The sequence below is a fragment of the Robertmurraya sp. FSL R5-0851 genome (assembly GCF_038002965.1).
GTDB classification, from domain to species: Bacteria; Bacillota; Bacilli; order Bacillales; family Cytobacillaceae; genus Robertmurraya_A; species Robertmurraya_A beringensis.
On record NZ_JBBOOE010000001.1, the window covers coordinates 1,968,411 to 1,981,945 of the forward strand.

Annotated in this window: 16 protein-coding genes; 10 read left to right on the forward strand and 6 right to left on the reverse strand. The window is 40.4% G+C overall.

Annotated elements, in window-relative coordinates; translation table 11 throughout:
* The first annotated feature begins 236 nt into the window (after positions 1-236).
* Positions 237-386: a small acid-soluble spore protein O gene (gene sspO / locus MKX65_RS09985; protein WP_160545992.1), complete on the forward strand. Its 150-nt coding sequence runs from the start codon at positions 237-239 to the stop codon at positions 384-386.
* A 43-nt stretch (positions 387-429) separates the two neighbouring features.
* On the opposite strand, the gene MKX65_RS09990 is transcribed toward sspO, so the two are convergent.
* A complete protein-coding gene (locus MKX65_RS09990; protein ID WP_160545993.1) occupies positions 430-690 on the reverse strand; it encodes a hypothetical protein in 261 nt (86 codons plus the stop codon).
* Positions 691-799: 109 nt separating this feature from the next.
* On the opposite strand from MKX65_RS09990, the gene MKX65_RS09995 reads away from it, so the two are divergent.
* A complete protein-coding gene (locus MKX65_RS09995) occupies positions 800-946 on the forward strand; it encodes a small acid-soluble spore protein P (protein ID WP_160545994.1) in 147 nt (48 codons plus the stop codon).
* Positions 947-971: 25 nt separating this feature from the next.
* Here MKX65_RS09995 and selA read toward each other — a convergent pair whose 3' ends face one another.
* On the reverse strand, positions 972-2,402 hold the full coding sequence (selA, locus tag MKX65_RS10000) for an L-seryl-tRNA(Sec) selenium transferase (protein ID WP_340903476.1): 1,431 nt from the start codon (positions 2,400-2,402) through the stop codon (positions 972-974).
* A gap of 108 nt (positions 2,403-2,510) precedes the next feature.
* On the opposite strand from selA, the gene MKX65_RS10005 reads away from it, so the two are divergent.
* Complete coding sequence (locus MKX65_RS10005; RefSeq protein WP_160545996.1) at positions 2,511-2,882, forward strand: hypothetical protein; 372 nt, start codon at positions 2,511-2,513, stop codon at positions 2,880-2,882.
* Between the two features lie 254 nt (positions 2,883-3,136).
* Here the strand turns inward: MKX65_RS10005 and MKX65_RS10010 are convergent, their stop codons facing one another.
* The gene (locus tag MKX65_RS10010; protein ID WP_377059163.1) at positions 3,137-3,370 is read right to left on the reverse strand and encodes an Rdx family protein; all 234 of its coding nucleotides are present in this window, start codon (positions 3,368-3,370) and stop codon (positions 3,137-3,139) included.
* A gap of 180 nt (positions 3,371-3,550) precedes the next feature.
* On the opposite strand from MKX65_RS10010, the gene selD reads away from it, so the two are divergent.
* Positions 3,551-4,588, forward strand: a complete 1,038-nt coding sequence (gene selD, locus MKX65_RS10015; RefSeq protein WP_340903478.1) for a selenide, water dikinase SelD — start codon at positions 3,551-3,553, stop codon at positions 4,586-4,588.
* 45 nt (positions 4,589-4,633) lie between these two features.
* Here selD and MKX65_RS10020 read toward each other — a convergent pair whose 3' ends face one another.
* Both MKX65_RS10020 and MKX65_RS10025 read right to left on the reverse strand, forming a co-directional pair.
* Positions 4,634-5,581: an L-threonine 3-dehydrogenase gene (locus tag MKX65_RS10020; RefSeq protein WP_340903480.1), complete on the reverse strand. Its 948-nt coding sequence runs from the start codon at positions 5,579-5,581 to the stop codon at positions 4,634-4,636.
* Positions 5,582-5,600: 19 nt separating this feature from the next.
* Positions 5,601-6,797 carry a glycine C-acetyltransferase gene (locus MKX65_RS10025; RefSeq protein ID WP_160545999.1) on the reverse strand — a complete coding sequence of 399 codons (1,197 nt, stop codon included), beginning with the start codon at positions 6,795-6,797 and terminating at the stop codon, positions 5,601-5,603.
* Positions 6,798-7,139: 342 nt separating this feature from the next.
* On the opposite strand from MKX65_RS10025, the gene MKX65_RS10030 reads away from it, so the two are divergent.
* From MKX65_RS10030 to MKX65_RS10055, 6 genes are all read left to right on the forward strand, one after another.
* Positions 7,140-8,027 carry a putative selenate ABC transporter substrate-binding protein gene (locus MKX65_RS10030; RefSeq protein ID WP_340903483.1) on the forward strand — a complete coding sequence of 296 codons (888 nt, stop codon included), beginning with the start codon at positions 7,140-7,142 and terminating at the stop codon, positions 8,025-8,027.
* Positions 8,028-8,037: 10 nt separating this feature from the next.
* Positions 8,038-8,796: a phosphonate ABC transporter ATP-binding protein gene (locus MKX65_RS10035; RefSeq protein WP_340903485.1), complete on the forward strand. Its 759-nt coding sequence runs from the start codon at positions 8,038-8,040 to the stop codon at positions 8,794-8,796.
* Entirely contained in the window at positions 8,793-10,412 is a 1,620-nt protein-coding gene (locus MKX65_RS10040; protein ID WP_340903487.1) for a PhnE/PtxC family ABC transporter permease, read from the forward strand. The genes MKX65_RS10035 and MKX65_RS10040 overlap by 4 nt, the downstream gene beginning before the upstream one ends.
* Positions 10,413-10,562: 150 nt before the next feature.
* Positions 10,563-11,363, forward strand: coding sequence for a processed acidic surface protein (locus MKX65_RS10045; RefSeq protein ID WP_340903488.1), 801 nt, complete (start codon positions 10,563-10,565; stop codon positions 11,361-11,363).
* Positions 11,363-11,974, forward strand: a complete 612-nt coding sequence (locus MKX65_RS10050; protein WP_340903490.1) for a class D sortase — start codon at positions 11,363-11,365, stop codon at positions 11,972-11,974. The genes MKX65_RS10045 and MKX65_RS10050 overlap by 1 nt, the downstream gene beginning before the upstream one ends.
* A 77-nt stretch (positions 11,975-12,051) precedes the next feature.
* Complete coding sequence (locus tag MKX65_RS10055) at positions 12,052-12,702, forward strand: glycoside hydrolase domain-containing protein (protein WP_340903491.1); 651 nt, start codon at positions 12,052-12,054, stop codon at positions 12,700-12,702.
* Between the two features lie 319 nt (positions 12,703-13,021).
* Here MKX65_RS10055 and MKX65_RS10060 read toward each other — a convergent pair whose 3' ends face one another.
* Positions 13,022-13,462 (reverse strand): peptidylprolyl isomerase, encoded by a 441-nt coding sequence (locus tag MKX65_RS10060; RefSeq protein ID WP_160546005.1) that lies wholly within the window; start codon positions 13,460-13,462, stop codon positions 13,022-13,024.
* Between the last annotated feature and the right edge of the window lie 73 nt (positions 13,463-13,535).

A 13,535-nucleotide genomic window follows, 5' to 3' on the forward strand; every position in this document is an offset into this window, starting at 1 on the left:
AAATAACAAGAAAGTTATTGTTTTTGATAAGTTGTGCTTATGTTATTTTCTATTGCCTTGTTTAGTATCATTGAAATCATGAGTAAATGTTTGTGGTACTTATGATTCGAACTAAAGAGGCTTGAGGTAAAGCTATGGTGGAAAAATACTGTCCTTATTTTTACTCTAGGAGTTTTGAAAGCTTTATCGGTATGATCCATATCATTTTGGTGAAAATATCAGTGGAGGTGATAGAAATGGCAAAAAGAAAGGCAAACCATGTAATCCCAACCACGAACGCGGCTAGCGCTCAAGGAGCTGGCGCAGGTTATAATGAGGAGTTTTCAAACGAACCGTTAACGGAAATGCAAAAGCAAAATAATAAAAAGAGAAAGAAAAATCAATAGAAGAAAAAAGCTGACTCGATTATCTCGGGTCAGCTTATCTATTTTACTCCGTCATATTTACTTCTGAAACCATTGATTGTAAATCTTGCTGAAATCTTTCCAGCTGCGCTCTTTGGGTTTCAGATGCCACCTCGAGTGCATTTTCTATTTGTGCATATGCTTCGTTAACCTCTTTTTTCAAGTGCTTTAACTGATGACCATAACTAGCACTGTCTTGTACAATATCGTTATACAGCTCCTGCGCTTCATTTACGCCTTGCTGTGCAGCTAAAAATGCATGTTGTTTATCCTCTTTGTAAGGCATGTAAGCCTCTCCTTTCTTTTTTGCTTGAGGTTAAATTGTGCAGGTAACGATAAAAATATTCGGTATAAAAAATCTTGCGCATTCCATCCTATCAATAGGAGGGATGAAAATGAACAAAAATGACGGAAAAGACATGCGTAAAAATGCACCAAAAGGTCACAATAACGGTAGCCAACCTGAGCCACTAAGAGGTTCTAAAAAGGTGAAAAACCGTAACCATACGAGACAGAAGCATAACTCAGGACATGATATGTAAAAATTAAAGAGCTGTAGGTTACTTCCTACAGCTTTTTTGACATCATCCTATCGATGGAAACTAGTGCATGAATCATCATATCCTCTTCCTCAACTGTCACCGTTCGTAAATCCAGTAGAAGTTCGTCCTTTTGAATCCGTCCCACAATAGGAGGGGCATTTTCGGTTCGTAGACAGTTAGCAAGCGTTTCTGCGGACATGGACACACTTTTGATATGAACAATTACTGTAGGAAGCTCGACGTCTGGCATCGTCCCGCCCCCTACTTGGCTTGTTGCCTCTCTGCTAGTTGCTGTATAGCCACTTGATTGTTGCGTTAGCCGGTCGATAAACTGATCGGTTCGTATTTGTAACTCTTTTTTTGTGGCTAGCAAATCTCGTACCACTGGAATGGTTTGAATCGCATCTTTTCCTTTACTATAATCTAGTAAAGTCCCCTCAAGGGCTGCTAATGTCATCTTATCTACACGCAACACACGAGCAAGTTGATGTTTTTTCAATTGATCAATTAAAACCTTCTTACCGGCAATAATTCCAGCTTGTGGTCCACCTAGTAGCTTATCTCCGCTAAAAGAAACAATGTCTACTCCTTGTTTAATTACATCAGAAACAACGGGCTCTTCTCCAATTTCGTGTTGACTAAAATCGTAAAGTGCACCGCTACCTAAATCCTCGTAAAAAATTATAGACGGATGCTGATTGGCTAGATCCACCAAATCGGAGGTTTCAACTGACTTTGTAAATCCAATCACTTTAAAATTACTAGTATGTACCTTCATAATCATGGCTGTGTCTTCAGTAACAGCATGTTCAAAATCATACAAATGGGTTTTATTGGTCGTTCCCACTTCTACGAGCTTTGCCCCGCTTTCTTCCATAATAGATGAAATACGGAAGGAACCTCCTATTTCAACCAATTGTCCTCTAGATACAATCACTTCTTTTTGAAAGGCTAGTGCACGCAGAATGAGATATACAGCAGCAGCATTGTTGTTAACAACCATGGCCGCTTCAGCACCAGTTAATCGTTTAATCAGTTCTTCTACATGAACATGTCTTGAGCCCCTTTCTCCTTCTGCTAACTTGTATTCGAGGTTAGAGTAGTTTTGGGCGGTTTGAATCACATGATCCATAGCGTTTTGGCTGAGGCGTGCTCTGCCAAGGTTTGTATGTAAAATGGTTCCAGTGGCATTGATGACCCTTTTAATCGTAAATTGATAAGCTTGTGCTAATTCATATTCTGTTTGTTGAAAGAGTTCCTCTAGAAATGGTTGAGAACCCGGAGTTTCTCCTTCCCAGCAACCATTAAGTAATTGCTCGCGAATGGTACTGACGATATTTTTAAGAATCGTACTCATTTCAGTTGTGTCAATTCCGTATGTTTGAGTGAGTGTAGAAAAACGAGCATCTCTTTGAAGCTCATGAATCGGTGGTATATATCGTACAAACTCCTTCAAATGTAACCCTCCAGCCCTTATTTTGCCTGTTTAGTATAACATGTTTCACCGATAGAAAAAATTCTCATACGATAATAACAGTTATCAATACATGAGAGGAACACAGCGATGACATCTTCAAAAAAGAATTCTGACTCCCAGTCAATTGACAAATGGTTAGAAACCTTATTTTTGGACCCGCTTACAACTTTTTTGGACGAAACTGCCTTTCGCATAGATATATTTGAATCAGGGACTCAGTTTATTATCGAAGCAGATATTCCTAACCCATCCACTGAAACAACCGTTTCCCTTCAGGAGAATATGGTTGTTATTTCTGTCAATTGTGGCGGAAAGATTCGAACAAGAAAGGTGGATTGGCCATTTGATGTGAGACAACATGAGGTTAGTGCATACCAAATCGATCAAGTACTAGAGATTACTATTGATAAGGAAAAAACGTTAGCGTCAGTAGATCGTCTAATAGAGATAAAGAGGTAGCCTCTCTTTTTTTTAAGGCTCTTTTCAAAACATTATTGCTATCTACACACTTTTTCGGAAATAAACTATATGTTCAACATCCAATCTTGATTTTATCACCTTAGAAAAGAGCTACTCTCAAAATAAACCAATAGAACCAGCATTATACGGGGAAAAATCCGGCTTCTAGGATTTTTCCAAAACAACAAACTTTACGAAAACAGCCTTTTTTAAAATGAAAAGCCGCCTTTTACAAGACGGCTTTGTTGCTATATTTAGCTTTCCATTTTAGCAATAATGTCTGGGCTTTTTGGAAATACGCCCGTTTCAGCTTTAGAATAAATCTTTTCTCCATTTACCGTAACTTCGAAAACCCCACCGGATGAAGGTATGAGCTCTAGTTTTGTAATGTCCTTACGGAAATGATTAAACAGGTCCTCCGCGAAACTCGCGGCTTTTGGTGCGTAGTTTCACATCATGCAAAATTCAACTTTTACCTCAAAAGACATTTTCGCTTCCTCCATTTTCAGCAGAAAGATTTCACAAAACTTTCATTTCTTTGTGATAAAACTATTTTATTACAGGGTTACTAGTTTTTGCAAGGCTACGAAATCTCCTGTCGGAAAACGACCAAAAAAGTGCTTTTCCCCCGATTAGGTTGTATACTATTTTATGGAGGTGAGTGATAAATGAGCGAGTTAGAAAACGTACGACTAACTTCCCTTTCTACAAAGGCTGGTTGAGGCTGTAAAATTGGTCCTGAGGACTTAGCGCAAGTTTTGCGCCTTTTACCTGAACAAAAAAGAACACCTGAGTTATTAGTGGGACATGAAACGTCCGACGATGCAGGGGTGTATCAGTTAACCGATTCAATAGCCATCATTCAAACAATTGATTATTTTACACCAATTGTCGATGACCCATATATGTTTGGTCAAATTGCAGCTGCTAATGCGTTAAGTGACGTGTACGCCATGGGTGGAACACCGAAAACAGCATTAAATATTGTTGGATATCCTGTTAAGAAGCTTGGACCTGATATGTTAGCTGAAATTTTAAAAGGTGCAAGCGATAAGGTGGTTGAAGCTGGTGCATTAACAATTGGGGGTCACTCCATTGATGATCAAGAGCCGAAGTTTGGATTGTCTGTAACGGGTATTGTTGACCCTAACAAAATCTGGAAAAACATTGGTGCTCAGCCGGGTGATGTGCTTGTTTTAACGAAGCCAATTGGTGTTGGAATTATGACAACAGGAATTAAGCGTTCGGTAGTAACGAAAGAACAAGAGGAACTTGTTACCTTGCTTATGGCGAAGTTGAACAAGGATGCATGCGAACACTTGCAGGAATTTTCTCCTCACGCCGTAACGGATGTAACAGGGTTTGGTTTACTTGGTCATGCTAGTGAAATGGCTCGAGGCAGTAGTGTGAGTCTTGAGATTGACCTTAATCGTGTTCCTGTTCTTGAAGGTACATATGAGTTAGCGGAGCAAGGAATTGTTCCTGGTGGGTCAAAATCTAATCACGAGTGGCTGAAAAAAGATATTGAATATAATAGTGATATTACTTTACAACAACAGCTCGTCCTATGTGATGCAATAACTTCAGGAGGCTTATTGATTGCTCTTCCTGAAGAAGAAGCAGAAAAGTATACCTCACTAGATTCCACGTATATCGTTATTGGTCGTGTAATTGAAAAGAAAGACAAGCTTATTTATGTAAAATAATATGCATAAAAAGGGTCTGACAACAACGTCAGACCCTTTTCTACTTTAGATCATTTTCTTTCTTAGTTTTTCAAGCATATCAATCGTCATCGTTTCTAAATTATACTTAGTTGTAAAGCCCCATTCTTCCTTTGCAGCCGTACAATCAATTGAATCTGGCCAGCTGTCAGCGATCCCTTGTCTAATGGGGTCTACATCATATTTCATCGTGAAGTGTGGAATATGCTTTTTTATTTCAGCTGCTATTTCTTCCGGTGCAAAGCTCATAGCTGTCACATTAAAGGAATTTCGATGGATAAGCTGGGATGAATCCGCTTCCATCAAATCAACAATAGCATTCAAAGCATCCGGCATGTACATCATATCCATGTACGTTCCTTCTTTTATATAAGAGGTATACTGTCCGAATTTTAGAGCCTTGTAATAGATTTCTACAGCATAATCAGTCGTGCCTCCACCGGGTGCTGTTACGTAAGAAATTAATCCAGGAAAACGGAGACCTCTCGTATCAACTCCGTAACGATGATAGTAATAATCAGATAATAGCTCACCCACTACCTTATTAACACCGTACATAGTCGTTGGACGATGTATGGTGTCTTGAGGAGTATTAACTTTCGGAGTCGTTGGACCAAAAGCTCCTATTGAGCTCGGAGTGAAAAACTGACTTTTGGTCTCGCGAGCGGTTTCTAAAGCATTCATTAAGCCGCCCATATTTAAATTCCAAGCAAACACAGGGTTTGCTTCTGCTGTTGCTGAAAGAAGCGCGGCCATATGAATAACGGTATCTGTTTTGTGCTTCTTCGCAACATCAAGCATTCTAGCTCCGTCTGTCACATCTACAATCTCAAAAGGTCCAGCTAAGGCTGCTTCGCTCTCGTTCTTACGAATATCAGTTGCCACCACATTGTCGGCACCGTATAATTCTCTTAATTTAACGGTTAACTCTGAACCGATTTGCCCTAATGCCCCCGTTATCAAAATGCGTTTCATGTTTCTCCTCCAATTATGCTTACTCAGTGATGATTCCTAGCTCTTTCCCTACTCTTTCATAGATGACAAGCGCTTGATCTAGCATCTCCTTTGTATGAGCTGCGGAAGGCATATTTCTTACTCTTCCCGTCCCTTTTGGTACCGTTGGGAAGACAATCGATTTGGCGTACACACCCTCTTTATACAGACGCTTGCTAAATTCCTGAGTTTTTACTTCCTCACCGATGATACATGGAGTAATTGGTGTTTCACTGTTTCCGATATTAAAACCTAATTTGACAAGACCTGCTTTTAAATAATTTGCATTTTCCCAAAGCTTTTCGTTCAGTTCCGAGCTTTCCGTTAACAATTCGACAGCACGAATACTTGCAGCCACATCAGCCGGAGTTAAAGAGGTGGAGAATAAAAACGGTCTACTGCGAACCTTCAACCAGTCGATTAAATCTTTCTTCCCTGCCACATATCCGCCGACGACTCCAATGGCTTTTGATAAAGTTCCGATTTGAAGATCTACTTTGTCGGATAGTCCAAAGTGTTTAACCGTTCCTGCACCCTTTCCAAGTACACCAGAACCGTGCGCATCATCAACGTACGTAATTAAATCAAACTCTTCTGCAATTTGAACGATTTCAGGCAGCTTGGCAATGTCACCATCCATGGAAAATACCCCGTCCGTAATTACCATTACTTTATTGTAGAGTCCTGACTCTGTTGCATCCTTTGCTTTTGCATGAAGATCATCCATGTCTGAATGATTGTAACGAATGATTTTTGCTCGTGATAAGCGGCATCCATCGATAATGGAAGCATGGTTTAATTCATCAGAAAGAATCGCATCGTTTTTATCCATAATTCCCGAGATAGCAGCCATATTACAATTAAAGCCTGATTGGTAGGCGATGGCAGCTTCTGTTTGCTTAAATTGAGCTAATTTCTCCTCAAGTTCTAAGTGAAGCTTTAACGTTCCGTTGATTGTCCGGACAGCTCCCGCTCCTACTCCAAACTGTTGAATGGCTTCTGTTGCAGCTTCTTTTAGACGAGAATCAGTTGCAAGTCCCAAATAGTTATTAGAGGAAAGATTCACGAGCTCTTCCCCGTTAATTATAATCATGGGACCGTTCGCACTTTCTAGTGGGTCGATGACGTTATAAAGACCCTTCCCCTTTAAATCTTCGAGATTTTCAGCTAAAAACGTGGCTAACTTCTTACTTGACATTCCATTCATCCCCCTTGCAATGTTGTTTCGGAATAAACAACTGTCCACTGGAAAAAGACAGTTGTTATGTAGTTGAATCGTTGAAATATAAAGGTTTTTATAGTTATTACTTTAGCATATTTTTATACGTTGTGCATAGTGCGTGGACAAATTTCGCCTGAGTTATCTACTCGAAATTGATAATGTATTCCTATTACAATAAATCAGTAGTGTAAAACTTAAAATTTTAGTATGATTAGAAAATGAGGTTTTTTATGATTACTTAAATAACGTGAGGAAAATGTATTAGTCAGGATTGTTATTCTACATAAAAAATATTTATTAAGATTTGGGGGAACTAAAATGAAAAGATTAGTCACTTTTTTTGCGTTTGTTTTACTGCTTGGTCTTCTAAGCGGTTGTGCGGAGGAGAATAAAGAGACATCTGAACAAGAAGAGACAACAAAGCAAACACTTAAAATTGGTGCGATTCCTGACCAAGATGTTTCGGTTCTAAGTCGAAGCATGGGCGAAGTGGCAGAATATCTTTCTAATGAGACAGGTTTAGAGGTTGAGTATGTCCCATCCGTAGACTATGCAGCGCTAGTAACGGCCTTTGAAAGAGGAGAAATTCAATTAGCTTGGTTTGGTGGTTTAACAGGTGTTCAAGCAAGAAGCCTGGTTCCTGACGCGGAAGCTATCGCTCAAAGACCTCGTGATGAAGAATTCAAATCTGTTTTTATCGCTCAAAAAGAACTTGGATTAACATCGTTAAGTGATTTAAAAGGAAAAAGCTTTACTTTTGGTAGCGAAAGCTCCACTTCTGGGCATTTAATGCCTCGATATTATTTAATGGAAGAAGGCATTGATGCCGACCAAGATTTTAACGGCAAACCATCTTACTCAGGCTCTCACGATAAAACTTATAAGCTAGTAGAATCAGGTGCTTATCAAACGGGTGCTTTAAACGTAGCTGTTTGGGAAGCAGCAGTTGCTGAAGGAAAAGTCGATACAAACAAGGTGGATGTATTTTATACGACCCCTGCCTACTACGATTATCACTGGACAATTAATACACTTGAAGGATACGATTCTGACGTCAAGCAAAAAATAACAGATGCCCTCCTTTCTATGGGTAGTGACCAGCAAACGATTTTGGATCTTTTCCAAACGGATAAGTTTATTGCAACAAAAAATGAAAACTACGAAGCCATTGAAAAAGTGGCCAAACAAATCGGTATTATTAAATAGAGGTGTAGATGTGGAGACCAGTCAAAACATCATCGAATTAAACGATGTATCAGTCTCTTTTGACGGGAAGATAGCCTTATCTTCCCTTTCTTTATTGATTAAAAAGGGTGAACGAATTGCCTTAATTGGCCCGAGTGGTGCGGGAAAAAGCACGCTTTTAAATGTACTATCTTTGTCAAATGTCAGTGGAACGGGCAACATCATGATTGATGGGCAACCTCCTTCCTTTTATCGTAACCGCAAAGTACGTGCCAAAAAAATTGGTGTGATTCGTCAGCAGTTCGATTTAGTAAATGCCCTCCCTGTTATACATAACGTTTTAGCTGGGAAACTAGCGGACTGGAGTTTATTTAGATCTGTTCTTTCCCTAGTGATTCCTCAAGAAAAGATAATGGCCGAACAAGCACTCTCACGAGTAGGTTTGGGTCACAAAATTCTTGAGCAAACCGGCTCATTGTCTGGTGGTGAGCAGCAGCGTGTGGCATTTGCCAGATTGCTCGTGCAACAGCCTGAAATTATACTAGCAGATGAACCGGTGGCCTCTCTCGATCCTGCTCGAGCCGAAGATGTGTTAGGCATATTGACAAAGCTTGTTCAAGAAGAAAATCAAACACTGATTACAAGCCTTCATTCCGTCGATTATGCAAAAAAGTACTTTACTAGAGTCATTGGACTAAGAGAAGGTGGAATGGTTTTCGATCTTCCTGTTGACCAATTAACAGATCGTCACCTCAAAGAGTTATACAAATTGAGGGAGACGAGCGAATGAAACAGAGTCTCCGATTTCAACAAAAAAACCTTCTCACTATTATTTTAGTCCTTGTGTTTTTATGGAGCTTACATGTGATTGATTGGAAGGAGCCACTTCTTCATCCGGGTGGAGGTGCCACCTTCCTCCAGATCATTGAGGCGATAATACACCCTGATCTTTCCCCAGAGATTCTTCTTCTTGCCCTTAATTCTGCTTGGTTGACGATTACCTATGCAGTGGCAGGAATGACAATTGCCATCGTGATTGCTGTTGTTTTTGGGGTTCTGGCTTCAGGTGTATTACAAAGCTCTCAGAAGCCTTTTTCTTCATTGAGTAAAAGCTTTTTTCGAGCAATTCTTGGTTTCCTTCGTGCTATTCATGAGCTGGTTTGGGCATTGCTGTTTGTAGCTGCTTTCGGTTTAACGCCTTACTCTGCTATTTTGGCTATCGCCATTCCTTATGGAGGCATTCTAGGGAGAATCTTCGCTGATATGCTGTCAGATGTAAATAATGAACCGATACAATCGTTACAGTCAACAGGTGCGTCTAGGTGGCAACTGTTATTTTACGGCTATATTCCACTGGTAAAAGCAAATATGATTTCATATACCATGTACCGTTTTGAATGTGCGGTTCGTTCCTCTGCGGTCATGAGCTTTGTTGGCTTAGGGGGACTTGGATATCAGATCCAGCTTTCATTGGATGATCTAAATTACGAAGAAGTGTGGACGTTTGTATTATTTTTGATGGCCATTGTAATCGTCATAGATGGATGGAGCAGTCAATGGCGTTCTCGTTTAGCGAAACGCTCGTCACGCTTTTCCCTGCTATCATTTTTCATATCCTTTGCCTTAGTAGTTGGATCATGGATGTATTTGTATGTAGTCGAGCATGCCTCTTTATTCACTTTGTTTACAGACGAAAATGGTCAGTATGCGAAAAAGTTCTTCTTAAGCTTACTTGGAGTTGGCGAAGAGTCTCCGGCCTTTTTTTCGGCTCAAAGCTGGCTTCCTATTCTGCAGCTGACTTATGATACGCTCATGATGAGTATTATGGCTATTGGGATAGCAACGATCGTTATGCTGATCACAGTTGTACCTGCTGCCCGTAACGTAGCGAATGGAAAGCTAACGATGAGTCGTTCCCCTTTTCATTGGGTATCTTTCCTACTCATACGCTCGTCCTATATTTTGAGTAGAGCGGTACCGGAACTGATTTGGGCTATGATGATCATCTTTATTTTCCAGCCGGGTATTCTTCCTGGGGCTGTTGCACTAGCCCTTCATAACTTTGGTATACTTGGAAAGCTATGTGCTGAAGTTATTGAAGATCTTGATGAAAGGCCTATTCGGCATCTTTCTTCTTCAGGTGCGAGTCACGCACAAATCTTATTGTATGGTGTTCTTCCCTCCGTTCTTCCGAAGTTTTTAAGCTTTATCCTCTATCGTTGGGAAGTAATCATGAGAACAACGATTGTTGTAGGTTTTGTTGGAGCGGGAGGGCTTGGTCAGCAGTTCAAGCTTAGCATGAGTTATTTCCATTATTCAGATATCACATTGATTATTTTTTGTTATTTATTGCTTGTTTGGTTGGCGGACTTTTTATCTGAGCTTTCTCGTAAAATAGCCAAATGATAGAAACTTGAGTACCTCTTTTTTAGGCGGTGCTCTTTCTTTATGCCAATAATAGCAAACATTAACATTCATTAGGAAAAGCGAGTATGTTTTTTCATAAATTTACAAACAATACCATTATCGATACTTTCGAAATGGAGGATTAGTATAGTGAGAAAATTAAGTGCGCTTATCTTCTTCGGTCTTATTTTTTCGCAATGGGGAATTCTGAACGCCCATGCTGCTGTGACGGATACGGAGGTTAATGAAATATTATCAGACTACGATTTATCAAGAGAAGAACTTGATGTGATTTTGTCCGAGTATGGTACAACGGTTGAGGAACATGAGTCAAAGCAAGAATTAGCAGATGCGGTGGATTTTTATTTAAATCACCTCTCAGTATTAAAGGATCTAGAAGAATTTCTAGCGTCGATTGGCATTTCAGAGGAAGAAGCTGATCAACTGTTTGCACACCTCGAGAAAATCGATTCAGATGATATGCAACATCAAATGGTGACCATCGATACAAGAATAGAGGAAATCATGATGGCTTCTGATTCAGAGTTTACAGATGCTGAAAAAGAGGAGCTTTCCTCCCTGTTTGCTAAGATGATGGACGCCATGCAGGTAGTTCCGACTTTTTATTTAGTCGACTCTGCTGGAGCTCAAACAGCTATATCATATGAAGAGCTATTACAGGCGAATGAATTTACAAGTGACGGTCTCCTTGTACAACTGCATAGTTTAAGTGGTGAGCTGCTCGCAGATGTTGAGCTAACCCATGCCATGCTTTCAGGGGATTTTGTTTTGAGTGCTTTTGAAAAAGTCGCAGATGTTGGGGAACTAGTGGCACAGCTTCCTGATACAGCAAGCTTTTATGGAACGGGAATCCTGCTGGGTCTCATTCTAGCCTTTTCTGGACTGGGTCTTTTCTTGATACGAAAGAAAACCCTATCGGCAATAAAATAATGAAGATAAACATGCTAGCAGCAGGCTTGCTCCTCATTGGGGTTAGTCTTGCTGCTGTCAACATGTATTATTACTTAGAAGGAACTCTTTCCATCCAACAAGTTAAAATGGACTCGCCTCTGCCTGTTAAAGTAACAGAAGCTTCTTCTGACAAACAGTGGCCACTGTACGACGTGAAACCATCTGTAGGTGAGAAATTTGCTGAACTGTACATTCCTCGATTAGAGCAAGTGTTTCCTATTTATGAGGGTACCGGAACAGAAGTATTGCGTACCGGAGTTGGACATTATATCCGAAGTGCTTTGCCGGGTGAAGAAAATCATACGATTTTATCAGGTCATCGAGATACTGTATTTAGAGGCTTGCGTCATTTGAAGGAAGACGATGAACTGGTCGTAACAACACCAGAAGGAGCTTTCACCTATAAAATCTATCGCATACGAATTGTAACAGCGGACGATCATTCTGTTATGGCGCCAAAGCCAAGGGCAACTTTGACGTTGACAACCTGTTACCCCTTCTATTTTTTAGGCAATGCACCTGAACGCTATATTATTAGTGCCAAGCTCATAAATAAACAGCGCGTGATTACTTGGAATCCTTCTAGGTAATCACGCTTTTTTTGGAATGAGGACAAGATTCTCCCTATATAATCTAAAGTTAACATAAGTTGAAGGGAGAATGGCCATTGGCTTATTATTGGGGTGTAGACTCTTCTGCAGAAGTAACGGAGGACCTGTATAGTTTTGTGGAAAATGAATTTGGGAAGCCATCCTATTGGGGAAGATATGTAGCACCCATTCAAGGAAAAGAAGTAGCTGGGCTCACGAGAGAAGAAGTCCGTTTTATTCGTAGTAGGGGCATAAAGCTGTTACCGATATTAAGTAATTTTCGTGAAGCGGTTGGGTATCGAGAAGGAAAAGTTGTGGCACAAAATGCAATTTATCATGCAAGACGATTAAGTATTCCAAAAGGCAAAGTGGTATTTGGGAATATTGAGAAGTTTTTTAAAGTAGATGAAGAATGGATTAGAGGCTTTGTTGATGCCATGGAACCGAGCGGCTACAAGGCTGGCTTATACCACGACCCCGTTCATGGAGAGTTTACCAAGGCGTATTGTGCCGCTGTTGCTAAGGATAATAAAGTGGCCAATCAACTCATTTTGTGGAGTGCAGAGCCCGGGCCGGGTCCGACAAAAGCAAGAAGCGCTCCTAACTTCCGTCCGAAAAAGCCGTCATGTAAGGCCAATGTATGGGGCTGGCAATATGGCCGCGATGCACGACAGTGTCCAATTGATACGAATTTATTTAATAGCCGCCTGTATGAATTGCTTTGGTGACGATAGAAAAGCACTTGAGAATATTTAGCTCAAGCGCTTTTTATTTTGCCGAAAGTGAATCTTTGCTCGAGTATCATTATCTTGTTCCCCGAACTCATCTTCCCCACCTATCGTTAGTTGTGAGGTACACTGTGGGCACCGTATAGCCTTAGCAGGAATATTAGACAAACAGAAGGGACATTCCTTTACCGGGATGAATGGTTGTCCCCTCCCTTTTGCCCGCTTGTACCAATATATGAAAGAGGGGTGTGGTTCATTCATTAGAACGGTGTGTGGTTTGGGCAACAAAAAAAGAGCCCAAATGGACTCTTCCTTTGTATTATTCAGCGTCGAATACGCGAACTTCTTTCATTGTGTCGCCGTTTCTCATCGCTTTTACAGCACTAATTCCTGAAGTTACTTTACCGAAAACAGTGTGAACTCCGTTTAAGTGTGGTTGTGGCTCATGAACGATAAAGAATTGGCTTCCACCAGTATCTTTTCCAGCATGTGCCATAGAAAGGCTACCTTCTTCATGCTTGTGAGGGTTTCCTACTGTTTCACATTTGATAGAATAACCAGGGCCGCCTGCTCCAGTTCCAGTTGGGTCTCCACCTTGGCTTACGAAACCAGGAATAACACGGTGGAAAGTAACTCCATCGTAGAAACCTTCATTTGCTAATTTTTCAAAGTTTTCAACTGTACCAGGTGCTTCGTTTGGGAATAAGTCGAATTCTACCTTTTCCCCATTCTCCATTGCTATATATCCTTTTTTAGCCATTGTGAGAACATCTCCTTCTTATGTAAAATCAGTTTATATCATATCACTACTCTAGTAGAAAAAACAAACATTA